The organism is Ensifer sp. R1-3 (assembly GCF_056739175.1).
In genome coordinates this window covers 1,988,503-2,011,721 of the sequence record NZ_CP096515.1, presented here as the reverse complement: position 1 = coordinate 2,011,721, position 23,219 = coordinate 1,988,503, and the positions used below count along the sequence as shown (strand labels likewise).

At 63.0% G+C, this 23,219-nt stretch carries 20 protein-coding genes; 13 read left to right on the top strand and 7 right to left on the bottom strand.

From position 1 onward, the window contains the following. Positions 1-27 precede the first annotated feature (27 nt). On the top strand, positions 28-1,392 hold the full coding sequence (glcF, locus tag M1D43_RS09710; protein WP_192923478.1) for a glycolate oxidase subunit GlcF: 1,365 nt from the start codon (positions 28-30) through the stop codon (positions 1,390-1,392). Between the two features lie 228 nt (positions 1,393-1,620). Here glcF and M1D43_RS09705 read toward each other — a convergent pair whose 3' ends face one another. Continuing rightward, the gene (locus M1D43_RS09705; RefSeq protein WP_498813935.1) at positions 1,621-2,316 is read right to left on the bottom strand and encodes a L,D-transpeptidase; all 696 of its coding nucleotides are present in this window, start codon (positions 2,314-2,316) and stop codon (positions 1,621-1,623) included. 190 nt (positions 2,317-2,506) lie between these two features. Then, a complete protein-coding gene (locus M1D43_RS09700; protein WP_153314441.1) occupies positions 2,507-3,247 on the bottom strand; it encodes a L,D-transpeptidase in 741 nt (246 codons plus the stop codon). Between the two features lie 285 nt (positions 3,248-3,532). Between M1D43_RS09700 and M1D43_RS09695 the strand changes: the two genes are divergently transcribed. Then, entirely contained in the window at positions 3,533-4,168 is a 636-nt protein-coding gene (locus tag M1D43_RS09695) for a DNA-3-methyladenine glycosylase I (protein WP_127541024.1), read from the top strand. Positions 4,169-4,663: 495 nt separating this feature from the next. Here M1D43_RS09695 and M1D43_RS09690 read toward each other — a convergent pair whose 3' ends face one another. The 3 genes from M1D43_RS09690 to M1D43_RS09680 form a co-directional block, all read right to left on the bottom strand. After that, positions 4,664-6,121, bottom strand: a complete 1,458-nt coding sequence (locus M1D43_RS09690) for an NCS1 family nucleobase:cation symporter-1 (RefSeq protein ID WP_014529064.1) — start codon at positions 6,119-6,121, stop codon at positions 4,664-4,666. A gap of 202 nt (positions 6,122-6,323) precedes the next feature. After that, the gene (gene copM, locus M1D43_RS09685; RefSeq protein WP_010968815.1) at positions 6,324-6,710 is read right to left on the bottom strand and encodes a CopM family metallochaperone; all 387 of its coding nucleotides are present in this window, start codon (positions 6,708-6,710) and stop codon (positions 6,324-6,326) included. Positions 6,711-6,783: 73 nt separating this feature from the next. Further along, positions 6,784-7,209: a hypothetical protein gene (locus M1D43_RS09680; RefSeq protein WP_015007219.1), complete on the bottom strand. Its 426-nt coding sequence runs from the start codon at positions 7,207-7,209 to the stop codon at positions 6,784-6,786. A 232-nt stretch (positions 7,210-7,441) separates the two neighbouring features. Here M1D43_RS09680 and hisS point away from each other — a divergent pair, with 232 nt between their 5' ends. The 5 genes from hisS (at position 7,442) to M1D43_RS09655 (ending at position 12,925) form a co-directional block, all read left to right on the top strand. After that, positions 7,442-8,956, top strand: coding sequence for a histidine--tRNA ligase (hisS, locus tag M1D43_RS09675; protein WP_192923405.1), 1,515 nt, complete (start codon positions 7,442-7,444; stop codon positions 8,954-8,956). A 5-nt stretch (positions 8,957-8,961) separates the two neighbouring features. Then, positions 8,962-10,101 (top strand): ATP phosphoribosyltransferase regulatory subunit, encoded by a 1,140-nt coding sequence (locus M1D43_RS09670; RefSeq protein WP_153313293.1) that lies wholly within the window; start codon positions 8,962-8,964, stop codon positions 10,099-10,101. Next, on the top strand, positions 10,098-10,793 hold the full coding sequence (hisG, locus tag M1D43_RS09665; RefSeq protein ID WP_010968819.1) for an ATP phosphoribosyltransferase: 696 nt from the start codon (positions 10,098-10,100) through the stop codon (positions 10,791-10,793). The genes M1D43_RS09670 and hisG overlap by 4 nt, the downstream gene beginning before the upstream one ends. Positions 10,794-10,912: 119 nt before the next feature. Further along, complete coding sequence (locus M1D43_RS09660; RefSeq protein ID WP_026029796.1) at positions 10,913-11,620, top strand: glutathione binding-like protein; 708 nt, start codon at positions 10,913-10,915, stop codon at positions 11,618-11,620. Between the two features lie 87 nt (positions 11,621-11,707). Further along, on the top strand, positions 11,708-12,925 hold the full coding sequence (locus tag M1D43_RS09655; RefSeq protein ID WP_028010437.1) for an NAD(P)/FAD-dependent oxidoreductase: 1,218 nt from the start codon (positions 11,708-11,710) through the stop codon (positions 12,923-12,925). Between the two features lie 503 nt (positions 12,926-13,428). On the opposite strand, the gene groL is transcribed toward M1D43_RS09655, so the two are convergent. After that, complete coding sequence (groL, locus tag M1D43_RS09650; RefSeq protein WP_010968823.1) at positions 13,429-15,066, bottom strand: chaperonin GroEL; 1,638 nt, start codon at positions 15,064-15,066, stop codon at positions 13,429-13,431. Between the two features lie 75 nt (positions 15,067-15,141). Next, positions 15,142-15,438 carry a co-chaperone GroES gene (gene groES / locus M1D43_RS09645; RefSeq protein WP_010968824.1) on the bottom strand — a complete coding sequence of 99 codons (297 nt, stop codon included), beginning with the start codon at positions 15,436-15,438 and terminating at the stop codon, positions 15,142-15,144. Positions 15,439-15,704: 266 nt separating this feature from the next. Here groES and M1D43_RS09640 point away from each other — a divergent pair, with 266 nt between their 5' ends. The 6 genes from M1D43_RS09640 to M1D43_RS09615 all read left to right on the top strand — a co-directional run bounded on the left by M1D43_RS09640 (position 15,705) and on the right by M1D43_RS09615 (position 23,179). Next, positions 15,705-16,532 carry a chromate resistance protein ChrB domain-containing protein gene (locus tag M1D43_RS09640; protein ID WP_015007222.1) on the top strand — a complete coding sequence of 276 codons (828 nt, stop codon included), beginning with the start codon at positions 15,705-15,707 and terminating at the stop codon, positions 16,530-16,532. A gap of 313 nt (positions 16,533-16,845) precedes the next feature. Continuing rightward, positions 16,846-17,694 carry a TIGR01459 family HAD-type hydrolase gene (locus M1D43_RS09635; protein WP_153313631.1) on the top strand — a complete coding sequence of 283 codons (849 nt, stop codon included), beginning with the start codon at positions 16,846-16,848 and terminating at the stop codon, positions 17,692-17,694. A 13-nt stretch (positions 17,695-17,707) separates the two neighbouring features. Next, positions 17,708-18,691, top strand: a complete 984-nt coding sequence (locus M1D43_RS09630) for a bifunctional riboflavin kinase/FAD synthetase (protein WP_010968827.1) — start codon at positions 17,708-17,710, stop codon at positions 18,689-18,691. A 282-nt stretch (positions 18,692-18,973) separates the two neighbouring features. Then, positions 18,974-21,883, top strand: coding sequence for an isoleucine--tRNA ligase (gene ileS, locus M1D43_RS09625; RefSeq protein ID WP_153313630.1), 2,910 nt, complete (start codon positions 18,974-18,976; stop codon positions 21,881-21,883). A gap of 133 nt (positions 21,884-22,016) precedes the next feature. Further along, complete coding sequence (locus M1D43_RS09620) at positions 22,017-22,637, top strand: hypothetical protein (RefSeq protein ID WP_013844080.1); 621 nt, start codon at positions 22,017-22,019, stop codon at positions 22,635-22,637. Positions 22,638-22,699: 62 nt separating this feature from the next. Then, the gene (locus tag M1D43_RS09615; RefSeq protein ID WP_153313629.1) at positions 22,700-23,179 is read left to right on the top strand and encodes a GNAT family N-acetyltransferase; all 480 of its coding nucleotides are present in this window, start codon (positions 22,700-22,702) and stop codon (positions 23,177-23,179) included. The last annotated feature ends 40 nt before the right edge of the window (positions 23,180-23,219 follow it).

The window sequence follows — 23,219 nt, the reverse complement described above, 5'->3', positions numbered from 1 at the left end:
ATCGGCCTAAGACGAAGAGAATCGATCATGCGATTTCCGGCCAGCCCGACGGAGATCAAAGTGATCCAAAGGCCGCAAGGCGCCACATGGAGTACTCGGTTGCAGACCAACTTCTCCCCTGAGCAGCTCGCCGACCCGCATGTCGCCGAATCCGAAACGATCCTGCGCAAATGCGTGCATTGCGGTTTCTGCACGGCCACCTGTCCGACCTATGTGGTCCTCGGCGACGAACTCGACAGTCCGCGCGGGCGAATCTACCTGATCAAGGACATGCTCGAAAACGGCCGTGCGGCAGACAGCGAGACCGTCACCCATATCGACCGCTGTCTCTCGTGTCTTTCATGCCTCACCACCTGTCCTTCGGGCGTCGACTACATGCATCTCGTCGACCACGCCCGTGCCCATATCGAGAAGACCTATAAGCGGCCGTTCAAGGACCGGCTCGCCCGCTCCGTCATTGCCGCCACTCTTCCTTATCCGTCACGGTTCCGGCTGGCGCTCGGGGCTGCCGGTCTTGCGCGCCCGCTCGCCGGATTGCTGAAGAGGGTTCCCTTCCTCAGGACCTTCGGCGTCATGCTCGATCTGGCGCCGAGCGCGCTGCCGGCAGCGCGTGGGGCAAAGCCGGCTGTCTACGCGGCAAAGGGCACGCCGCGCGCCCGCGTTGCGCTTCTGACCGGCTGCGCGCAGCCGGTGCTGCGGCCGGAAATCAACGATGCGACCATCCGTCTGCTCACGGGCCAGGGGGTCGAGGTGGTCGTTTCGGCGGGAGAGGGCTGTTGTGGGGCGCTCGTCCATCACATGGGACGGGACGAGCATGCGCTAAAGGCTGCCCGGCACAACATCGATGTCTGGCTGAAGGCAGCGGAGGAGGATGGGCTCGACGCCATCATCATTACCGCATCCGGCTGCGGCACGACGATCAAGGATTACGGCCATATGCTGCGACTAGATCCGGCCTATGCGGAAAAGGCTGCGAGGGTTTCCGCGCTGGCCAAGGACGTCACCGAATATCTCGCGACCCTCGACCTGCCGGAGCAGGGGGCACGGAATCTCACCGTTGCCTACCACTCCGCTTGCTCGATGCAGCATGGACAGAAAATCACCTCGGCACCGAAGCAGCTCCTGAAACGGGCGGGCTTTTCGGTTCGCGAGCCGGCGGAGGGGCATCTCTGTTGCGGTTCGGCCGGAACCTACAACATCCTGCAGCCTGAGATCTCGGCGAAGCTGAAGGCGCGGAAGGTCAGAAATATAGAGGCGACCAAGCCTGAAGTGATCGCCACCGGGAATATCGGCTGCATCACGCAGATCGCCAGCGGCACGGAGATACCGATCCTGCACACGGTTGAGCTGCTCGACTGGGCCTATGGCGGACCGAAGCCGGCGGGGTTGTGACAGTCAGGGGGTGAGCAGGCCCCCTCATCCGCCTGCCGGCACCTTCTCCCCGCAAGCGGTGCGAAGGGACTCGCTGCGCGCTCTACCTCCTCATCGGTGCGGGAGAATTGCTAGCGCAGCCACTTGTTCCTTCTCCCCGTCAGACGGGGAGAAGGTCGCGGCAGCGGGATGAGGGGCGTAAACCGGACGTCGAAGGAATCCTGCCGGTACGGCCCTCCCTTCCGGCCGTCAACCGCCGAAAATCGTACGGAAAATGTCGACGCCGCGATCGTCGAAATAGGTGTCGCCGGGCTTGCTGCCGGGGCCGATGACGACGACTTTCGTGCCGATGCCGGCGCGCTCATAGAGGTGTTCGACATCCTCGTTCATCATCCGGATGCAGCCCGAGGACATGTTCTGACCGATGGTCCAGGGCTGGTTGGTTCCGTGGATACGGAAGATCGTGTCGCGGCCGCCCTTGTAGAGATAGAGCGCGCGGGCGCCGAGGGGATTGTCGATGCCTCCGGGCTGGGTGATGGGCAGGATCCGGCCCTTCGCTCTTTCTCGCACACGCATCTCGGCCGGCGGCGTCCAGCTCGGCCACTCGGCCTTTCGGCCAACCTCGACGACACCGGACCAGCCGAAGCCGTCGCGGCCGACGCCGATGCCGTAGCGCGTCGCCCGGTTCGGGCCATCGATGTAATAGAGATACTTGCTGTTGGTGTCGACGATGATGGTGCCGGGGGCCTCGTCCGTGCGGAAGCGCACCTTGGTGCGCCAATATCTCTGAGGTGGCTTCTTCTGCTTGGCGACCTGAATGATGTCGGAACGCTTTACGCCCGCGCCGGCAATATCGGCCGGGCTGAATGCCGAAGCGTTTGCGGAAATAAGAAGAGCAGCGGCCGCGACTGCAAGCGCGGCCATCCCCGTGACATGACGTCTCATTTACGATTCCCTCTGAACCCTCGTTGCAAGCAAGCCATGCGATTTAACCGCAAGTGGACGCCCGCGATACATTCTATAGTGCGGCGATTTCGGTAAGACTTGTATCTGAGGGAACATCTGTTGCTTCAAAACCACGTTTTTGGGAGTTGAAGAGAGAAAACGCGGAAGAAGTATTGTGCATCCATAGTCGCTATATCACGATGACTTTTGTGCCGACCTTCACCCTCTCGTAAAGATCGACCACATCCTCGTTGCGCATGCGGATACAGCCGGAGGAAACGCCGTAGCCGATCGTCCAGGGTGCATTGGTGCCGTGGATGCGATAGAGCGTCGAGCCTAGATACATGGCGCGAGCGCCGAGCGGATTCTCCGGGCCGCCGTCCATCCGGGCTGGCAGATAGTGGCCCTGGGCTGCCTCGCGCGCGATCATTTCCTGCGGCGGCGTCCAGTTGGGCCACTCGGCCTTGCGCGTGATCCTGTGCTCTCCGGCCCATTCGAAGCCCGGCTTGCCGACGCCGACGCCGTAGCGCCGCGCCTTGCCGTTGCCGGTGACGAGATAGAGAAAGCGGTTGTTGGTGTCGATGACGATGGTCCCGGGCTTCTCCTTCGTCTCGTAAGCGATCATCTGCGGGAGGAACTGCGGATCGATTTGCGACTTTGCAGCCTTCTGCCTGCGCGCGATCGAGGCTGGCTGAACGGCTGCGTTGGCGGGGCGGCGGCTGAGCTCGCGCCGCTCAAGCCGCTTTCGGGTGGTCTTGGGTACCTGCTGGCGATAGACCACGCGCTCGCCCGTCAGCTGCATCACCCAGGGGGCGGTCAGATCCGGGCTGACGATGACGGGCGGACGGTTTTGATAACGGTCCTGCGCGCCTGCAACCCCGGAAAGGATCGAGAATAAGCATGCGGCAAGACAAAGGGATTTCTTGAGCATCGGACGGACTCGCTACTTGGCCGGAACAATCTGGAGGAGCCCGGGTGAGTTGTCCCGCCCAGGCCTTTCGTTCAATTCAATGGGGCGGAGCTCGGGAAATCGCATGCGCGTTCCAGTGCTCCGGCAATGGCGCGATGCTCTCACCTGTCCGCAACCGAACGGTAAACGGCGCCGCGCTGAAGGGCGGCCGCGGCAATAAAGCTTTGGGTAGGGTTATTCGCCTCTTTATCGATGTGGTTTGCAAATGGTAAACGGAACAAAAGAGAAACGATGGAGAGAGGCGAAATGGCAGCCAGGGGCTTGATTACGGGGGACGACGGTCTTGATCGCTGTGCCTGGCACGGCAATCTGGAGGATTACCGCCGCTATCACGACGAAGAATGGGGCCGGCCGGTCGCCGACGATCACAGGTTGTTCGAAAAGATCTGCCTCGAAGGCTTTCAGTCGGGCCTCTCCTGGCTGACGATCCTGAGAAAGCGTGATGCGTTTCGCGCCGCATTTGCGGGCTTCGATTTCGACAAGGTCGCGGAGTTCGGCGAGGAGGACGTCGAGCGTTGCCTCGCCGATGCCGGCATCGTCCGCCATCGCGGCAAGATCGTCTCGACCATCAACAATGCCCGCCGCGCAAAGGAACTGCGTGCGGAATTCGGTTCACTGGCGGCCTATTTCTGGTCGCATGAGCCCGATGGAAGCGAGCGTCCGAAGACCGTCGATTTCGAGACCCTCATCGCCAATCCGACGACGCCGGCCTCGGTGCGGATTTCGAAGGATCTGAAGAAGCGCGGCTGGACCTTTGTCGGCCCGACGACGGTCTATGCCTTCATGCAGGCGATGGGCCTCGTCAACGACCATATCGAGGGCTGCTTCTGCCGCGCGCCGATAGAGGACCTGCGCCGGCGCTTCGCACGTCCGGCGGCCTGATTGCCGCATCCGGTAAGAACATCGCCCTCCCCGTTCGATGGCTACGGGATGCACATATCTCTTGTTGTCCAGCCCTTCGCGGATTTACTCCGGAGTGGCGGCATCTGTATTTCCAGCAGTGGCGAGGCTTGCGGATGGGTCCTTGGGATCAAACCCGTATGCGCTAACATTGGCATTAGCGGTCACCCGCCCCTCATCCGCCTGCCGGCACCTTCTCCCCGCAGGCGGGGAGAAGGGACAAGCGGCGCCAACTGAACCCCGCATTCACCGCCCGCCCGAGGGAGCGAGCGGGCGCGGCATATCCCTTCTCCCCGCCTGCGGGGAGAAGGTGGCGGCAGCCGGTTGAGGGGCAATCCCGACCGAGCGGGGTTGAGGCGGTTGGGTCCCCGAGGGATCCCTTTCATGAGCAGTATCCGCCGCACCGGCGCGCAAGAGATATGTGCATGCCGTAGCGTTCGATGGAGAGGGCGATGTTCTCTGATAGAAATTAAGCCATCAGGGTTGGGCCGGGTATGGCCTGGCCGATTTGAAGGAGCGGAGCGCGTAGTATATCGCACCGGCTATGGCGACGCCGAAGAACCAGCCGTAGACACCCCACCATGCCGGCATCACGGATGTAAGCCCCGGCAGGATCGAGGAGAAGACGATCCCGATGCCGGCGGCGATCAGCGCGTTGACATGCCAGCCGTTCTCGAAGCGGAATTCGCCGTCTTCGCGGTAGAGCGCCTCCACATCCACGCGGCCCTTTCGGATGAGGTAGTAGTCGACCATCATGACGCCGAAGATAGGGCCCATCGTATTACCGATCATGTTGACGAAGTGCGCAGCCCCGCCCTCCCAAGGCGCGAAGGGATAGAGCGCGAGGGCGATCAGCGCCGCGATATAGCCACCCTTCTTGAAGTCGATGTGCTTGGGAAAGACGTTGGCGAAGTCGAAGGCGGGCGAGACGAAGTTGGCGACGACGTTGATGCCGAGAGTCGCCACCGCGAAGGTCAGCGCGGCGAGCAGCGCCAGGAACCAGCTGTCGAACTTGGCCGAAATCTGGTCGGGGTGCAGCAGCACCTCGCCATAGACATTGAAGGCGGCGATGGTTGTGACGCCGGCAACCAGCGAGAACAGGATGAGGTTGACCGGCAGGCCCCAGAGGTTGCCGACCTTCAGCGAACGTTCGCTCGGGCAGTAGCGCGAGAAGTCGCAGAAATTGAGATAGAGCGCGGAGAAATAGGTGACCCAGATCGCGGCCACCGCGCCAAGCGCGGCGAACGACCCCGGTACCCCCGGCACGCCGGCGTTCTTGGTCTTTTCAAGCAACACGTCCATCGGGATCGTGTGGCTGAACGAGAAGCCGCCAGCCTTGACGACGAGATAGATCGCAAGCAGCAGCATCATCACCCAGACTGCTGGACCGGCCCAGTCCTGAAATTTTCTAACCGTTTCCATGCCGTTCTGGATGATCAGCAGTTGAAGACCCCAAACGACGACGTAGCAGACGAGTTCGAGGGTGGAATGACCGAGCATGTGGCTCGACTGGTGGAACTGAAGCAGGCTTTCATTGCGGACAAGCAGCGCGACGATGGCGCCCGAGGCTGCCGCCGTCTGCGCACCGTACCAGAAGCACGCGACGATGGCGCGGACGATTGCCGGGAAGTTCGCGCCCCAGATACCGAAGGACGCCCGGGCCAGGACCGGGAATGGTACACCGGTGCGCACGCCCGCAACGCCGACGAGCTGCATCAGGAAGAAGATGATGAGCGAGCCGATGCCGATGGCCAGGAGGAAGTTCATGAAGCTGCCGCAGAAGAGAAACAGGCTGGCGGCGAGATAATATCCCCAAAGGCTGTGCACGTCCGATGTCCAGACGTTGAAAATGGAGAATGCGCCCCAGTTGCGTTCTTTGGCGGGCGCGAGGTCTTCGTTGTACAATTGTGGAGATGCACCGGGTGGTATCGTCATCGTTTCCCCTCTTGACGTCATGGCACCTGTGCCTATGGAAGAGGAGCTTGCGGCCAACTGTCAATATCGGTGCCGCCTCGGAGCCGAGTGGCACCGGGCCCAAACGCGAAAATCTTTCCGTTCGTCGCGTTAAACGTTCGTCCCGGTCTTCTTTGAAGCGGGCGGTTGAACGGAAAAGGCTGCGCACGTCCCTAACGGTGCTCTAGCCGCCATTGTGGGCCAGCCATTCCTTCATCATCCTGATCTCTGCTTCCTGTGCCTTGATGATGTCATCGGCGAGTTTGCGGATTGCTTCGTCCTTGCCGTGTTCGAGCTCGACCTTCGCCATGTCGATCGCTCCCTGGTGGTGAGCGATCATGGCGCGTACGAAATCGAGATCAGCATTGCCGCTGAAGGCGATGTCCATGTCCTTGTGCATCTTGGCGTTCGCCTCGGCGAAGGCCTTGCTCGACGGGGACGCGTCACCCGCCGCGCCGCTTTCTGCCGAACCGTGATGCATGCTGCCGTGGTCGGTCTCCTGCGCGAGCGCGGGAGCAGCAGCGAATGTGGCGGCGAGAAACAGGGCAGCCATGAATCGTTTGGGGACCATATCGTTTCCTTTCATCGAGTCCGCCGCTGACGGGGGGACAGAATGCAAAGATGATGGAAATTGGCACGCGCCGTTACGCGTTCGTTTTTTCAGTCTCGGGTAGCGCGAACACGCCTTCGAGCGAACCCTCTGCGCCCTCGTCCGTAAGTGTCGAATTGCCGATGCAATAAAGCGGGGAAGGATGTCCCGTTGCGCCGCGGACAGTGGTCGAGAAGCAGAAGGACGAGGAGCTTTCCGTCGCCTGTTCCAGAATATTCAGGATCGTGGACCGGTCGCCTCTGTCATAGGCCCTGACAAGGTCGATGATGCCGCAGGGATTGCGCCGCAGTCCGAGGAGGGCGGCGGTTTTGGAACCTATCATGAAGGCGCCGCTGGAAAGGTCGCAGCGCCACGGCTCCACCAGGCAGCCCGCCTGCGAGACGCGGCGGGTCCAGGCTCTGTGCGTCTCCGGACTCAAAGGCTTTATGGCTCCGGATCCCGGTGTCATGAAGTTCAGCATATCGCTCAGTCCCCAAACTCGCGCTCGATCTGCTGCGTAACTTATACGCGTAAACGGTAAGATATACAATCACGGCATTGTGATCGCAGCTTTGGCGCAGGAACGCATCCAACGCCGCAATGTTCCGGAAGCCCGCACGCGCGCGGTCTCGCGGCTTGTCGCCGCCCTTGCCGCCCCTGCCATGATCCGGTAGGGAAGGCACCGACCAAGCTTGAAGTCCGGAATGCTTTCAATGAATGAAAAACAGAAGAAAACGCAGAAGCTCAGGGCACGCCTGCCGCGCGGCTTCGTCGACCGGTCGGCCGCGGACATTCGCGCCGTCGACGAGATGATCGCGAAAATCCGCGAGGTCTATGAACGCTACGGCTTCGATCCGGTGGAAACGCCGCTTTTCGAATATACCGACGCGCTCGGCAAGTTCCTGCCCGACAGCGACCGGCCGAATGAAGGCGTCTTTTCGCTGACCGACGACGACGACCAGTGGCTGAGCCTGCGCTACGATCTGACCGCGCCTCTCGCACGTCACGTGGCCGAGAATTTCAACGAAATCCAGCTTCCCTATCGTACCTATCGCGCCGGTTACGTTTTCCGCAACGAGAAGCCGGGCCCGGGCCGCTTCCGCCAGTTCATGCAGTTCGATGCCGACACGGTCGGTGCCGCCGGCGTGCAGGCCGATGCCGAAATGTGCATGATGATGGCCGACACGATGGAGGCGCTCGGCATTGCCCGCGGCGATTACGTGATCCGCGTCAACAACCGCAAGGTCCTCGACGGCGTCCTGGAGGCGATCGGTCTCGGCGGAGTCGAGCAGACGAATACGCGGCTGACGGTGCTGCGCGCCATCGACAAGCTCGACAAGTTCGGTCCGGAAGGCGTGCGGCTGTTGCTGGGCGAAGGGCGCAAGGACGAGAGCGGCGACTTCACCAAGGGCGCCGGGCTCAACGAGGAGCAGATCGGCAAAATCCTGTTCTTCGTTGGGATCACCGACTATGCCAGGAGCGCGGACGAACTGGCGGCGCTCGTCGCCGGAACGGCTCGCGGCGCCGAGGGCGTCAACGAGTTGAACACGATCCGCGGTCTCGTACTCAGCGCCGGCTACGAGGCGGACCGCATCAAGATCGACCCGTCGGTGGTGCGCGGCCTCGAATATTATACCGGCCCGGTCTTCGAAGCGGAGTTGCAGTTCGCCGTCACCAATGAAAAGGGCGAGAAGGTCGTCTTCGGCTCCGTCGGCGGCGGCGGCCGCTACGACGGCCTCGTGTCGCGCTTCATGGGACAGCCGGTGCCGGCGACCGGCTTCTCGATCGGCGTGTCGCGGCTGATGACCGCACTCAAGAATCTCGGCAAGCTGGGCGCCGAACAGGTCACCGCTCCGGTTGTCGTTTGCGTGATGGATCGCGATATCGAAAGCATGGGGCGCTACCAGCGCTTCGTGCAGGATCTTCGCCATGCCGGCATCCGCGCCGAAATGTACCAGGGCAACAAGAAGAACTTCGGCGATCAGCTCAAATATGCCGACCGTCGGGGATCGCCGATCGCCGTGATCCAGGGGGGTGACGAGCGCGCCTCCGGCGTCGTGCAGATCAAGGATCTGATCGAAGGCAAGCGGCTCTCGGGCGAAATCGAGGACAATGTCGCCTGGCGCGAGGCGCGTGTCGCGCAGGTTTCCGTTCCGGAAGGCGAACTCGTCGCGAAGGTACGCGAAATTCTGGCGGAACAGGCCGAGGACCGGAAAAGGGCGGGTTGACCGCAATGCCTCTGATCAATCTTCCCGCCTTTGCCGGCGACCTCCTTGCGGACTTCGAGCGCCGGAACACGCTGCGCGTCGATACGCCGGTCATCCAGCCGGCGGAGCCTTTCCTCGATATGGCTGGCGAAGATCTGCGCCGGCGCATCTTCATGACCGAGAGCGAGACCGGCGAGAGCCTTTGCCTGCGCCCCGAGTTCACCATTCCCGTCTGCCTCCGGCATATCGAGACCGCAACCGGCACGCCGCAGCGCTACGCCTATCTGGGCGAGGTGTTCCGGCAGCGCCGCGAAGGATCGAGCGAATTCTATCAGGCGGGCATCGAAGACCTTGGCGATCCGGATACGGCCGCTGCCGACGCCCGCGTGGTCGGCGACGCGATGTTCGTCCTCGCCAACCGATTGCCGGGCGAGCGGCTGAAAGTGACGCTCGGCGACCAGTCGGTGTTCGAAGCGGTGATTGCAGCCTGCGGCCTGCCCGGGGGCTGGCAGAAGCGCCTCATCCATGCCTTCGGCGATCAAAAGCAGTTGGAACGGCTGCTGGCGGCGCTCGCCGATCCGAAGTCGCCCGGCGTCTTCGGTCACGACGTCGAGCGCGTCGCGGCGCTCGGCATGCTCGAGGACGAAGAGCGGCTCGTCGCCCATATCGGCGAGACGATGAAGGCGACCGGCTATTCGACCAATGCGAGCCGCTCGCCCCGCGACATAGCGCGGCGCCTGAAGGAAAAGGTCGAACTCGCCGCCATCCGGCTGGACAAGGAAGCGCTCGGCGTCATGCGCGCCTTCCTGGCTCTCGATCTGCCGCTCGCCGATGCTCCGGCGGCGCTCCACCGCTTCGCCGGCAAGGCGCGCCTGAAGATCGATGATGCGCTGGCGCTTTTCGACGCGCGCGTGGCCGCGCTTGCAAGGGCCGGCGCCGATCCCGGTCTGATGCGCTACCGCGCCGCCTTCGGACGGCCGCTTGATTACTACACCGGGCTCGTCTTCGAAATCGGGGTCGAAGGCACGCCGGCGGTGCTCGCCGGCGGCGGCCGGTTCGACCGCCTCCTGACCTTGCTCGGCGCCCGCGAGCATATTCCGGCCGTCGGCTTTTCGCTCTGGCTCGACCGGATAGAACAGGCGATCGCTGCGGGGAGGGCGGAATGACCGTCACCATTGCGCTGCCCTCCAAGGGGCGAATGAAAGATGAGGCCTCGGCGATCTTCGAACGCGCCGGGATGAAGATTGCGGCGGTCGGCAGCGACCGGTCCTATCGGGGCCGCGTTGAAGGATGGGACGACGTCGAGATTGCCTATTTGTCGGCCTCGGAAATCGCCCGTGAGATCGGCAGCGGCGCGGTCGATTTCGGCGTCACGGGCGAGGACCTCGTGCGCGAAGGCCTGGCGGACGCCGATGCCCGTGTGGACTTCGCCGCCCGGCTCGGCTTCGGTCACGCCGATGTGGTCGTCGCGGTTCCCGAGATCTGGTATGACGTCGACACCATGGCCGACCTCGGCGATGTCGCCGCGGACTTCCGCGCGCGCCACGGCCGGCGGCTGGCGATCGCCACCAAATACTGGCGGCTGACGCAGCAATTCTTCTCGGGCAGCCACGGCATCCAGCTCTACCGCATCGTCGAGAGCCTGGGAGCGACCGAAGGCGCGCCGGCATCCGGCTCAGCCGACATCATCGTCGACATCACCTCGACGGGCTCGACGCTCAAGGCCAACCATCTGAAGATCCTTTCGGACGGTGTGATCCTGCGCTCCGAGGCCTGCCTGGTGCGGGCGCGCAAGGCCACCCACGAGGGTAATCCCGTGATCGACCGGATCGTTGCAGCGGTGCGGGCGGTGCTCTGAGCGCGAGGACGGCGAAGGTGAAGGCCGGCAATTTGCCTTCCACCCTGACAAATGCAACCGGCGCTCCCTATGTTGGGGCGGCAGACACCCTTTCGATTTCCCACCTAGAGGCATCCGTCATGGCTGATCTTTCCTCGTTTCCGATCACGGCACGCTGGCCGGCGAAAAATCCCGATATCATCCAGCTCTATTCGCTCCCGACGCCGAATGGCGTGAAGGTCTCGATTGCCCTCGAAGAACTGGGCCTGGCCTATGAGGCGCACCGCATTTCCTTCGATACCAACGAGCAGAAGTCGCCCGAATTCCTGTCGCTCAATCCGAACGGCCGCATTCCGGCGATCATCGATCCGAACGGACCGGACGGAAAGCCGATCGGCCTGTTCGAATCCGGCGCGATCCTGATCTACCTTGCGGAAAAGACCGGCAAACTCCTTCCGGCGGACGCGGCCCGCCGCTACGAGACGCTGTGCTGGGTCATGTTCCAGATGGGCGGCATCGGACCGATGTTCGGGCAGTTCGGCCATTTCTTCAAATTTGCCGCCGACAAGGTCGCCAACAACCCCTATCCCGTTCAACGCTATCGCGACGAAGCGAAGCGTCTTCTCGGCGTCCTCGAAGCGCGGCTCGAGGGCCGTCAATGGCTGATGGGGGAGGAATACACCATCGCCGACATCGCCACCTATCCCTGGGTGGAAGGGGCGCGGAAGTTCTATGGTGGCGCCGAGGTGCTCGACTATAAGAGCTTCCCGAATGTCATGGACTGGGTGGATCGCGGCCTGGCACGCCCTGCGGCCCAGAAGGGCATGGAGATCCCGCGCAAGGAGTAGATCAAGAGCGCGGAGCCTTCCGGCCGGAGATTGACCGGACGCCGGCCGGGAGGATAGCGATGAGCAGAGACGATTGAGGTGGAGCAGGTGTCGGGAAGACTTGTTGTTGTCGGTGGCGGTCAAGCCGCATTCGCTTTGGTCGCCAAGCTTCGCGCCCTCAAGGACATGCGTCCGATCACCGTCGTCGCCGCCGAAGCGAGCCTGCCCTACCAGCGGCCGCCGCTCTCCAAGAAATACCTGTTGCGCGAAATGACCCTCGATCGCCTGCTTTACCGGCCGGAGGCCTGGTATGCGGAGCACGAGATCGACATTCGCCTTTCCACGACGGTGACGCGGGTCGATCGTCTCGCAAAGCAGGTAGCGCTGAGCGACGGCTCGATGCTCACCTATGAGACGCTTGCCTTCGCGACCGGCGCCACGCCGCGCCGGCTGCCGGCTGCGGTGGGCGGCGATCTCGCGGGCGTTTTCGTCGTGCGCGATTTCCGGGATGCCGACCGGCTGGCAGAGGAGATGCAGCCCGGCCGGCGGGTGCTGGTCGTCGGTGGCGGCTATATCGGCCTCGAGGCTGCGGCGGTTGCCCGGACTTCGGGGCTTGAGGTCACGGTCATCGAAATGGCCGATCGGATCCTTCAGCGCGTCGCCTCCGCCGCCACCTCGGCGATCGTCCGCGAAATCCACCGCTCTCACGGCGTCGACATACGTGAGCGCACCGGGCTCCATCGTCTGATCGGCGACAACGGCCGCGTGACGGCGGCGGAACTCTCCGACGGCTCCGTCATTCCCGTCGACATCGTGATCGTCGGCATCGGCGTGGCGGCGAATGATGCGCTGGCGCACGAAGCCGGCATCGAAACCGCAAATGGCATTGTCGTCGACAGCCATGGCCGGACCTCCGACCCAACGATCGTCGCCATGGGCGACTGCGCCGTCCTGCCGTGGGACGGCATGCGCATCCGCCTCGAATCCGTGCAGAATGCCGTCGATCAGGCGGAAGCGGTTGCCGCGGTTCTTGCGGGCAGCACCGATCCCTACGATCCGAAGCCATGGTTCTGGTCCGACCAGTACGACGTCAAACTGCAGATCGCCGGCTTCGGCCTCGGCCACGACGAAACGCTCGTCCGCCAGGGCCAGCGCCAGGGCAGCGTCTCGGTCTGGTATTTCCGCCAGGGCAAACTGATCGCGGTCGATGCGATCAACGACGCCAAGGCTTATGTGACGGGGAAGAAGCTTCTCGAGGCGGGGGCCACGCCGGACCGTTTGCTGCTCGCGGATCCGCAGGTCGATCTGAAGGCATTGCTTGTATAGTAGCCGCGCTACCGCCGTCTGCGCTGCAACTAGGGCATATACCATCTGATCCTCTCGCGGGACCATTGCCTTGGGGCAGATAAGCGGTTTTGACTTCACATGCCCAAACGATGCCACGGGCAGAACGCAGAAGCGGAAGCGAGAGCCCGCCGCAAATATTCTCCCCCACAAGGGGGGAGACGACAAGCGGCTTGACCTTCACCTATCCCGAACGATCCCGTCGGCAGACTGCATAACTGGAAGCGAGAGCCAGCCGGATTTCTCCGCGGCAACGGCCCCTCCCGAGGGCGAGACGTGGCAGCCAACTTATATTTCTGCGGATTGTGGCGGGGGCCGGAGCAATAAGACCTACGGAAACCGAATGGAAAGCGGCAAGCGCCGAACATGGAAACCGCTGGCGGCCTTCGCGATCTCTGCTTCGTGGCCGGCGGCGTTAAAACAAAAAGGGCGGCTCGAGAGCCGCCCTTCAGATCCGGATGGATCGTGCTAAGGCTGTCGCCTTATCACATCATGTCCATTCCACCCATTCCGCCCATGCCGCCAGGCATTGCCGGAGCGTCCTTCTTCGGCAGTTCGGCGATCATGGCTTCGGTGGTGATGAGCAGCGAAGCAACCGACGCTGCGTCCTGAAGCGCGGTGCGAACGACCTTGACCGGGTCGATGATGCCCATGGCGATCATGTCGCCATACTCGCCGGTCTGAGCGTTGTAGCCGAAGTCGTCGGTGTTCTTCTCGAGGATCTTGCCGACAACGATGGAGGCTTCGTCGCCAGCGTTTTCAACGATCTGACGGGCCGGAGACTGCAGAGCGCGGCGAACGATGTTGACGCCGGCGTCCTGATCGTCGTTCTCACCCTTGACGGTGATCTTGACGGAAGAACGCAGCAGGGCAACGCCGCCGCCCGGTACGATGCCTTCCTGAACGGCAGCGCGCGTCGCGTTGAGGGCGTCATCGATGCGGTCCTTCTTTTCCTTCACTTCGACTTCCGTCGCACCGCCGACGCGGATGACAGCGACGCCGCCGGCGAGCTTGGCAAGGCGCTCCTGCAGCTTCTCACGGTCGTAGTCGGAGGTGGTTTCTTCGATCTGGGCCTTGATCTGAGCGACGCGGCCTTCGATGTCGGACTTCTGGCCGGCGCCGTCGACGATCGTCGTGTTTTCCTTGGTGATCGAAACCTTCTTAGCGCGGCCGAGCATGTCGAGCGTGACGCTTTCGAGTTTGATGCCGAGGTCTTCCGAGATCACCGTGCCGCCCGTCAGGATGGCGATGTCTTCGAGCATGGCCTTGCGGCGGTCGCCGAAGCCCGGGGCCTTGACGGCAGCGATCTTCAGGCCGCCACGCAGCTTGTTGACGACGAGCGTTGCGAGTGCTTCGCCTTCGACGTCTTCAGCGATGATGAGGAGCGGCTTGCCGGTCTGCACGACGGCTTCGAGAACCGGGAGCATCGCCTGGAGGTTGGAGAGCTTCTTCTCGTGCAGGAGAATGAAAGCGTCTTCGAGGTCGGCGACCATCTTTTCCGGGTTGGTGACGAAGTAGGGCGACAGGTAGCCGCGGTCGAACTGCATGCCTTCGACGACTTCCAGCTCGGTCTCGGCGGTCTTGGCTTCTTCAACCGTGATGACGCCTTCGTTGCCGACCTTCTGCATCGCTTCCGCAATGTCGAGACCGATCTGCTTTTCGCCGTTTGCCGAGATCGTGCCGACCTGGGCGACTTCGTCCGAGGTGTTGATCTTCTTGGCCTTGGCGAGCAGGTCCTTGACGACTTCGGCGACAGCCAGGTCGATACCGCGCTTCAGGTCCATCGGGTTCATGCCGGCGGCAACGGCCTTCGCGCCTTCGCGAACGATCGCCTGGGCGAGAACGGTTGCAGTCGTCGTGCCGTCACCGGCAATGTCGTTGGTCTTCGAAGCGACTTCGCGGACCATCTGGGCGCCCATGTTCTCGAACTTGTCTTCGAGTTCGATCTCCTTGGCGACCGAAACGCCGTCCTTGGTGATGCGCGGCGCGCCGAACGACTTGTCGATAACGACGTTGCGGCCCTTCGGGCCGAGCGTCACCTTGACTGCGTCGGCGAGGATGTCGACGCCGCGCAGCATCTTTTCGCGCGCGCTGCGGCCGAACTTGACTTCTTTAGCTGCCATTTTGAAAGCTCCTGGTTTCGAAATTCCGGAACTGGTCCGGTTTCAAATTGCGGAAGTTTGAAGGGTTGCCGGCGATCAGCCGATGACACCCATGATGTCGGCTTCCTTCATGATCAGAAGGTCTTCGCCGTTGATCTTGACTTCGGTGCCGGACCACTTGCCGAACAGGATGCGGTCGCCAGCCTTCACGTCGAGCGGAACAACCTTGCCGCTTTCGTCACGGGCACCCGAACCGACAGCCACGATTTCGCCTTCCTGCGGCTTTTCCTTAGCGGTGTCCGGAATGATGATGCCGCCCTTGGTCTTTTCTTCAGACTCGACGCGGCGGACGACAACGCGGTCGTGCAGCGGACGGAAATTGGTGCTTGCCATTGTCTAATCCCTCGATCAAATGACACTGCGGGTCACGGATGGACCCGCCAGATGGGTGTTAGCACTCATATCAAGCGAGTGCTAGCGCCAGCCGAGATAAGGCTGGCCGTGAAATGAGTCAAGGATAGGCTCCGAGATTTTTTGCCGGCCATGATCGTTGACAGACCGGCCGCACTTTTGTTTGATGAGTGCCATGGGGTAAGCGAATGCCTCACGAGGCGCCATGCCGGAATTTCGCGTCCGCTAACGATCTAAAGGACGTCGTCATGGCATCGTTCAACTCCATCTCATCCGAAAAACTCGCTCGTCTCGTTGGTACTCCCAAGGCGCCCGTCGTCATCGATGTGCGCGATGACGACGACTTCGCAGCCGATCATCATCTCGTGCCGGGCTCCTTCCATCGCGGCCATGTTCACGTGCCGCAATGGGCCGAGGAATACCGCGGCGGCTGGGTTGTCGTGCTCTGCAAGCACGGCGGCAAACTCAGCGAGGGTGCCGCCGCATGGCTGCGTCATGCAGGCGCGGCTGCGGAGATACTCGACGGCGGTATCGAAGCGTGGCGGGCCGCGGGACTGCCGCTCGTTCCGGTCGCAAGCCTTCCGAATGCAGACCCTTCGGGGGGATCCGTCTGGGTGACCCGATCGCGGCCGAAGATCGACCGCATAGCCTGCCCCTGGCTGATCCGGCGCTTCGTCGACCCGCGTGCCCGGTTTCTTTATGTCACGCCGGCGGAGGTCGAGGCGGTCGGCGAGCGCTTCGGTGCGACGCCGTTCGACATCGAGGGCGTCTTCTGGAGTCATCGCGGCGGGGAATGCACCTTCGACACGATGGTCAAGGAATTCGGTCTCTCGTTCCCCGCGCTGGAGCACGTCGCCCGTATCGTGCGCGGCGCCGACACGGACAGGCGCGAACTGGAACCGGAGGCGGCGGGGCTGCTTGCCGTTTCACTCGGCCTATCGCGCATGTATGCCGATGATCTCGAACAACTCGAGGCGGGGATGACGATCTATGATGCGCTCTATCGCTGGGCGCGTGATGCGACGCAGGAAAAGCACGACTGGGTATCGCATGGCGGAAAGGGGAAAAGGCCATGAACGGAGGGACAGCCGTGGAAGCCGCGCCCGCCTTCCCGCCGCGGCTTGTTTGATTACCACATCCCTGGAAGAGAAGAGACTGCAGGATCCGTTTCCTGCCAAAGGAAACATGCAATAGGCCGCGCAGTCGGCACTCGAGGAATTCAAGCGCATCGCCATGCGCGCCGACAAAACCGACCGGAGCTTCAACGCGCCGCTTCCCGGAATTGCTTTAAAATCCTTGGGAAGTGCCGCGTTTTTCTCGGCGTAAGGCTTGTATTCTTGCCCCTTCCTTGCGATGTCAGCCGGAAAGCCGAGTTTGCAGGAAGCCAGCATGGCCGTCAGGATCAACAGTTTTCGGGAAATCGCCGGTCGCTACGACGTTGTCCTTTGCGACGTCTGGGGTGTGCTTCACAACGGCATTCAAGCCTTTGCATCCGCCTGCGAAGCGCTGGCCGAGGCGCGCGCCCAGGGGCTCACCGTCGTTCTCATCACCAATTCACCCCGGCCGCATCCGGGCGTCACGGTGCAGATCCGCGGCCTCGGCGTCCCCGACGAAGCCTTTGACCGTATCGTCACTTCCGGGGACGTGACGCAGGCGCTGATTGCGGCGGCCGACAAACGCATCTTCTTTATCGGGGCGGACCGGGATCTGCCGCTGCTTGAAGGGCTCGGCACCGAGATCGTATCCGCCGACGAGGCCGAGACGATCGTCTGCGCCGGCTTCTACGATGACGAGACCGAGACGCCCGAGCACTACCGCGCGACGCTGACGGGGCTCGCCAAGCGGAAAATACCGTTCATCTGCGCCAACCCCGATCTTGTCGTGGAGCGCGGACATAGGCTCATCCCCTGTGCCGGTGCCATCGCCAAACTCTATGAAGAGCTCGGCGGCGAGGCCCGCATTGCCGGCAAGCCCTATATCGCGATCTATCGCGCCGCTCTCGCGGAGGCCAAGGCCGCCAGGGGTGCCTTCGACCTTTCGCGCGTCATCGCCATCGGCGACGGGATGCCGACCGACGTCAAGGGCGCACAGGATGCCGGCTTCGACCTGCTCTACATCAGCGCGGGCATCCATGCGCAGGAATACATGCACGAAAGCCGGACCGACGAAGCAAGGCTCATGGCCTTTCTGAGGCAGAATGGGGCCCAGCCGAAATGGTGGATGCCGCGGCTGGCATGACGGGACGATCGGCATGACCGTTTTTCACCGCAACGAGACCCGCGATCCGCTGCCCGAACATCTTCGCGGCGGTGTGGTCGCGATCGGCAATTTCGACGGCGTGCACCGCGGCCATCAGTCGGTGCTGAACCGCGCGCTGGAGGAGGCCGTGAAGCGGGCCGTTCCGGCGCTCGTGCTCACCTTCGAGCCGCATCCGCGTACCGTGTTCCGGCCCGACACGCCGGTATTCCGCCTCACCCCGGCACCGCTGAAAGCCCGCATCCTCGAGGGAATGGGCTTTGGGGCCGTCATCGAATATCCCTTCGACCGGAGCTTTTCCGAGCTTTCGGCCTCCGACTTCATTCATAGCATCCTGCGGGAATGGCTGCACGCCTCCCATGTCGTCACCGGTTTCGATTTCCATTTCGGCAAGGGGCGGGAAGGCGGGCCGGCCTTCCTGATGGCGGCCGGGGAGCGCGAGGGATTCGGCGTGACGCTCGTGGATGCCTTCCGCGACGAAAACGCCGCCGTGATTTCCTCGAGTTTCATTCGCTCCCTGCTCGCCGACGGCGACGTTCCGCACGCGGCCGGGCTGCTTGGCTATCGCTATACGGTCGAAGCCGAAGTCATCGACGGCAAGAAGCTCGGCCGCACGCTCGGCTATCCGACCGCGAACATGCGCCTGCCGCCAGAGGCGGAGCTGAAAAGCGGCATCTATGCGGTGCGTTTCCGCAGGGCGGACGGGTCGCTCCATGACGGTGTCGCAAGCTTCGGCCGTCGCCCGACCGTCGACAGCGACGGCGAAGCCCTGCTGGAGACCTTCGTTTTCGATTTCTCCGCGGATCTCTACGGCGAGATCTGCGCCGTATCCTTCTTCGGCCGATTGCGCGACGAACTCAAGTTCGACGGTCTGGAGCCATTGATGGTCCAGATGCGCAAGGACGAGAGCGAGGCGCGCGCGCTGCTTGCGGGCGTCCAGCCCCTGAGCGGGATCGACCGCAGGCTCAATTTCGCCTGAGCGGCGCCAGGGCCCTGTGCCACCCGATGCGTCAAAGAATTCGGGCATGTGCGGCCGGCGGACCTTTTCAAAAGGCGGAAAACGCCTTAAAGAACCGGCCACATGACCCGGTTCCATCGAGTGATCATCGATCAGCGAATTATTGGCCCGGCTTTCCGCGCGCTCTAGTCTGCGCCGGAAGGTCCGGGATTTCGGCGTTTCAACGCCCCCATTCATCTTCGAGATTACCGAACCCTTCCGCCTGCGTGACTGCCCCGCGCGGAAAAGACGAATGCGAAAACCATGACCGAGACCGCTGAAAAGATCGACTATTCTTCCACTCTCTACCTGCCGCAAACGGACTTTCCGATGCGGGCCGGCCTGCCGCAGAAGGAGCCGGAGACCGTCGCCCGCTGGCAGAAGATGGAGCTTTACAAAAAGCTCCGCGCGTCCGCTGCCGGACGCGAGAAGTTCGTCCTGCACGACGGCCCGCCCTATGCCAACGGCAACATCCATATCGGCCACGCGCTGAACAAGATCCTCAAGGATGTGATCAACCGCTCGTTCCAGATGCGCGGTTTCGACGCCAATTACGTGCCGGGCTGGGACTGCCACGGTCTTCCGATCGAATGGAAGATCGAGGAGAAGTACCGCGAGAAAGGCAAGAACAAGGACGAGGTACCGGTCAACGAGTTCCGTAAGGAATGCCGTGAATTCGCCAGCGGCTGGATCGGGATCCAGACCGAGGAGTTCAAGCGCCTCGGCATCGAGGGCGACTTCGAAAACCCCTACACCACGATGAACTTCCACGCGGAAGCGCGCATCGCCGGCGAGCTGATGAAGATCGCCAGATCCGGTCAGCTCTATCGCGGCTCGAAGCCGGTCATGTGGTCCGTCGTCGAGCGGACCGCACTTGCCGAGGCCGAGGTCGAATATGCCGACGTCGAAAGCGACATGATCTGGGTGAAGTTCCCGGTGACCGAGGGGCCCGAAGCGCTTGCCGGCGCCTTTGTCGTCATCTGGACGACGACCCCCTGGACGATCCCCGGCAACCGCGCGATCGCCTATTCGTCGCGATACGCCTATGGGCTCTATGAGGTCGCGACCGCCGAGAACGACTACGGCCCGCAGCCGGGCGAGAAGCTGATCTTCGCCAAGCGGCTCGCGGACGAGTCGGCGGCCAAGGCGAAGGTCACGTTCAATTTCGTGCGCGATATCGAAGCGGGCGAACTGGCGGCGATCACCTGCGCCCATCCGCTCCATGGCCTGGGCGGAGGCTACGCTTTCAGCGTGCCGCTCCTCGATGGCGAGCACGTCACCGACGATGCCGGCACCGGCTTCGTCCATACGGCGCCGAGCCATGGTCGCGAAGACTTCGAGGCCTGGATGGACAATGTGCGTCTCCTCGAGGATCGTGGCATCTCGTCCACCATCCCGTTCCCGGTCGACGATGCCGGCTATTTCACCGCCGACGCCCCCGGTTTCGGTCCGGATGCGGAAGGCGGCGCCGGCCGCGTCATCGACGACAAGGGCAAGAAGGGTGACGCCAATGAGCGCGTCATCAAGGCTCTGATCGGCCGCCACGCGCTCTTCGCGCGCGGCCGGTTGAAGCATTCCTATCCGCATTCCTGGCGGTCGAAGAAGCCGGTCATCTTCCGCAACACGCCGCAATGGTTCGTCACCATGGACAAGGATTTCGGCGACGGCTCGACGCTGCGATCGCGCGCGTTGAACGCGATCGACGAAACCCGTTTCGTGCCCGGCGCCGGCCAGAACCGTCTCCGGGCGATGATCGAGCAGCGCCCCGACTGGGTGCTTTCGCGCCAGCGCGCCTGGGGTGTGCCGATCGCGATCTTCGCCGACGATGAGGGCGAAATTCTCGTGGACGACGAGGTCAATGCCCGCATCCTCGACGCCTTCGAGAAGGAAGGAGCGGACGCTTGGTTCGCAGAAGGCGCGAAAGAGCGCTTCCTCGGCAACGACCACGATCATGCCCGCTGGCACCAGGTCACGGACATCCTGGACGTATGGTTCGATTCCGGGTCGACCCACACCTTCACGCTCGAGGACCGTCCGGACCTGAAATGGCCGGCCGACGTCTATCTCGAAGGGTCCGACCAGCACCGCGGCTGGTTCCATTCCTCGCTGCTCGAAAGCTGCGCGACGCGCGGCCGCGCGCCCTACAACGCCGTCATCACCCATGGCTTCACCATGGATGAGAAGGGCGAGAAGATGTCGAAGTCGAAGGGCAATACCGTCACGCCCCAGGAGGTGATGAAGGATGCCGGCGCCGACATCCTGCGCCTCTGGGTCATGACGACGGACTATTGGGAAGACCAGCGCCTCGGCAAGACCATCATCCAGACGAACATCGACGCATACCGCAAGCTGCGCAACACGATCCGCTGGATGCTCGGCACGCTCGCCCACGACAAGGGCGAGGTCGTACCACTTTCCGACATGCCGGAGCTCGAACGGCTGATGCTGCATCGCCTTGCCGAACTCGACCGGCTGGTGCGCGAAGGTTACGATGCCTTCGACTTCAAGAGGATTGCCCGGGCGCTCATCGATTTCTCGAATGTCGAACTCTCGGCTTTCTATTTCGATATCCGCAAGGATGCGCTTTATTGCGACGCACCGTCGTCGCTGCGCCGCCGCGCGGCCCTGCAGGTCATCCGTACCCTTTTCGATTGCCTGGTGACCTGGCTTGCACCCATGCTGCCCTTCACCGCCGAGGAGGCCTGGCTCTCGCGCAACCCGCAAGCCGTCTCCGTGCATCTCGAACAGTTCCCAACGGTCCCGGCGGAATGGCGCAACGACGCGCTCGCCGAGAAATGGCGGAAGATCCGCGAAGTCCGCAAGGTGGTGACCGGCGCGCTCGAGATCGAGCGCAAGGAAAAGCGCATCGGCTCTTCGCTGGAGGCGGCGCCGGCCGTCCATGTCGCCGATCCGGATCTGCTCCAGGCGCTCAACGGCCAGGACTTCGCCGAGATCTGCATCACCTCGGCAATCGAAGTCGACGGCGGCGATGGCCCGGAGGATGCGTTCAGGCTGCCGGACGTCGCCAAAGTCAGCGTCGTACCGAAACTCGCCGAGGGCCGCAAATGCGCCCGCTCCTGGCGAATCACCACCGATGTCGGCTCCGATCCGCTCTATCCGGACGTCTCCGCGCGCGACGCGGCTGCCCTGCGTGAGCTCGGCTTCAAGCCGTAATCGATCGGTTTACCGGGTGAATTGCACTCAGGCTCTTCATCCGGTAAAACCTGCCCGAAATTTGGCGGATTTTTCCGCCATGGGGCGCTGAATGGCCGCATCATGCGAGACGCGGCCGGCTGGAAGGAATCTCATGGGAATGACGCGAGAGTTGCGATTGGCCGCCGGCATTGCCGCCATCCTGGCGGGAGGCCTGGTGCTTTCCGGCTGCATCGGCGGCCCGACCTATGGCACGGACAAGACGGCTGGCGAGCATTTGCTCGACGATCTCGGCAGCGCGGTCAGCCTCGCTCCCGCGAAGAAGGATCCGGTCAAGTATCAGCCGCGCCCCGGTTTGGTGCTGCCGCCGCAACAGCAGCAGACCGCTCTTGTCGAACCGCAGCAGTCGCTTGCAAGCCGCGAGGCCAACCCGGCCTGGGTCGAGTCTCCCGAAGAGACGCGCGCGCGTCTGCGCGACGAGGCGGACGCCAACAAGAACGATCCCAACTACGTCTCGCCGCTGGCAAAAGCGAATGCCAACGGCCGCCGCCTTTCCGCCAAGGAGCAGCAGGAGGCCTATCGCCAGGCGCGCAAGATCGAGCAGGGCGCCTACTCGGACAAGCGACGCTTCCTGAGCGACCCGCCGCTCGAATACCGTCGACTGCCGGAGGGCTCCGAAGTCGATCTCGGGGAACCGGAGAAGGACAAGGAGCGCCGCCGCAAGAAGGAGGCGCAGATCAAGAACTCCGGAAGCAAGTGGTACTGGCCGTTTTAGAGCGGAATGAGAAAGTGCGCGCGGTTCCGCTCGCATCCAAGTTTTGGAATTGGTCCTAAGCCATGGCTATCAGCATTCGCGATGCCGTTCCCGGTGACACTGCGACGATCCTCCGTTTCATTACGGAACTCGCAACTTATGAAAAGGCGCCGCACGAGGTCGAGGCGACCGTCGAGCGCGTGCACGAGTCGCTCTTCGGAGCCGATGCCGTCGCGCGCGCCGTGATCTGCGAAGCGGACGGCAAGCCCGCGGGCTTTGCCATCTGGTTCTACAGCTATTCCACCTGGCAGGCGCGCAAGGGGCTTTATCTGGAGGATCTTTACGTCTCGCCGGAGTTTAGGGGCTCGGGCGCCGGCAAGGCGCTCCTGAAGCACCTGGCGCGGACGGCAGTCGCGGAAGGCTGCGGCCGCTTCGAATGGAGCGTGCTTGACTGGAACGAGCCCGCCATCCGCGTCTATGAGGCCGTCGGGGCGGAGCCCATGTCGGAATGGACGCGTTACCGGCTCGCCGGCAAGGGGCTGGAAGCGTTCGCAGCGGACTGACACTTCACGCGCTCCCGGGGAAAACGCTACCCCGAAGTGC

What these genes read in the sequence shown, in the direction of transcription:
- glcF (WP_192923478.1), top strand. Translation starts at nt 28, where the DNA reads ATGCGATTTCCGGCCAGCCCGACGGAGATCAAAGTGATCCAAAGGCCG.
- M1D43_RS09690 (WP_014529064.1), bottom strand. Translation starts at nt 6,121, where the DNA reads ATGACGATACCACCCGGTGCATCTCCACAATTGTACAACGAAGACCTC.
- M1D43_RS09705 (WP_498813935.1), bottom strand. Translation starts at nt 2,316, where the DNA reads ATGAGACGTCATGTCACGGGGATGGCCGCGCTTGCAGTCGCGGCCGCT.
- hisS (WP_192923405.1), top strand. Translation starts at nt 7,442, where the DNA reads ATGAATGAAAAACAGAAGAAAACGCAGAAGCTCAGGGCACGCCTGCCG.
- groL (WP_010968823.1), bottom strand. Translation starts at nt 15,066, where the DNA reads ATGGCAGCTAAAGAAGTCAAGTTCGGCCGCAGCGCGCGCGAAAAGATG.
- M1D43_RS09635 (WP_153313631.1), top strand. Translation starts at nt 16,846, where the DNA reads ATGGCCGTCAGGATCAACAGTTTTCGGGAAATCGCCGGTCGCTACGAC.
- copM (WP_010968815.1), bottom strand. Translation starts at nt 6,710, where the DNA reads ATGGTCCCCAAACGATTCATGGCTGCCCTGTTTCTCGCCGCCACATTC.
- M1D43_RS09620 (WP_013844080.1), top strand. Translation starts at nt 22,017, where the DNA reads ATGGGAATGACGCGAGAGTTGCGATTGGCCGCCGGCATTGCCGCCATC.
- M1D43_RS09700 (WP_153314441.1), bottom strand. Translation starts at nt 3,247, where the DNA reads ATGCTCAAGAAATCCCTTTGTCTTGCCGCATGCTTATTCTCGATCCTT.
- M1D43_RS09615 (WP_153313629.1), top strand. Translation starts at nt 22,700, where the DNA reads ATGGCTATCAGCATTCGCGATGCCGTTCCCGGTGACACTGCGACGATC.
- M1D43_RS09640 (WP_015007222.1), top strand. Translation starts at nt 15,705, where the DNA reads ATGGCATCGTTCAACTCCATCTCATCCGAAAAACTCGCTCGTCTCGTT.
- M1D43_RS09695 (WP_127541024.1), top strand. Translation starts at nt 3,533, where the DNA reads ATGGCAGCCAGGGGCTTGATTACGGGGGACGACGGTCTTGATCGCTGT.
- M1D43_RS09680 (WP_015007219.1), bottom strand. Translation starts at nt 7,209, where the DNA reads ATGCTGAACTTCATGACACCGGGATCCGGAGCCATAAAGCCTTTGAGT.
- M1D43_RS09660 (WP_026029796.1), top strand. Translation starts at nt 10,913, where the DNA reads ATGGCTGATCTTTCCTCGTTTCCGATCACGGCACGCTGGCCGGCGAAA.
- M1D43_RS09670 (WP_153313293.1), top strand. Translation starts at nt 8,962, where the DNA reads ATGCCTCTGATCAATCTTCCCGCCTTTGCCGGCGACCTCCTTGCGGAC.
- groES (WP_010968824.1), bottom strand. Translation starts at nt 15,438, where the DNA reads ATGGCAAGCACCAATTTCCGTCCGCTGCACGACCGCGTTGTCGTCCGC.
- hisG (WP_010968819.1), top strand. Translation starts at nt 10,098, where the DNA reads ATGACCGTCACCATTGCGCTGCCCTCCAAGGGGCGAATGAAAGATGAG.
- ileS (WP_153313630.1), top strand. Translation starts at nt 18,974, where the DNA reads ATGACCGAGACCGCTGAAAAGATCGACTATTCTTCCACTCTCTACCTG.
- M1D43_RS09630 (WP_010968827.1), top strand. Translation starts at nt 17,708, where the DNA reads ATGACCGTTTTTCACCGCAACGAGACCCGCGATCCGCTGCCCGAACAT.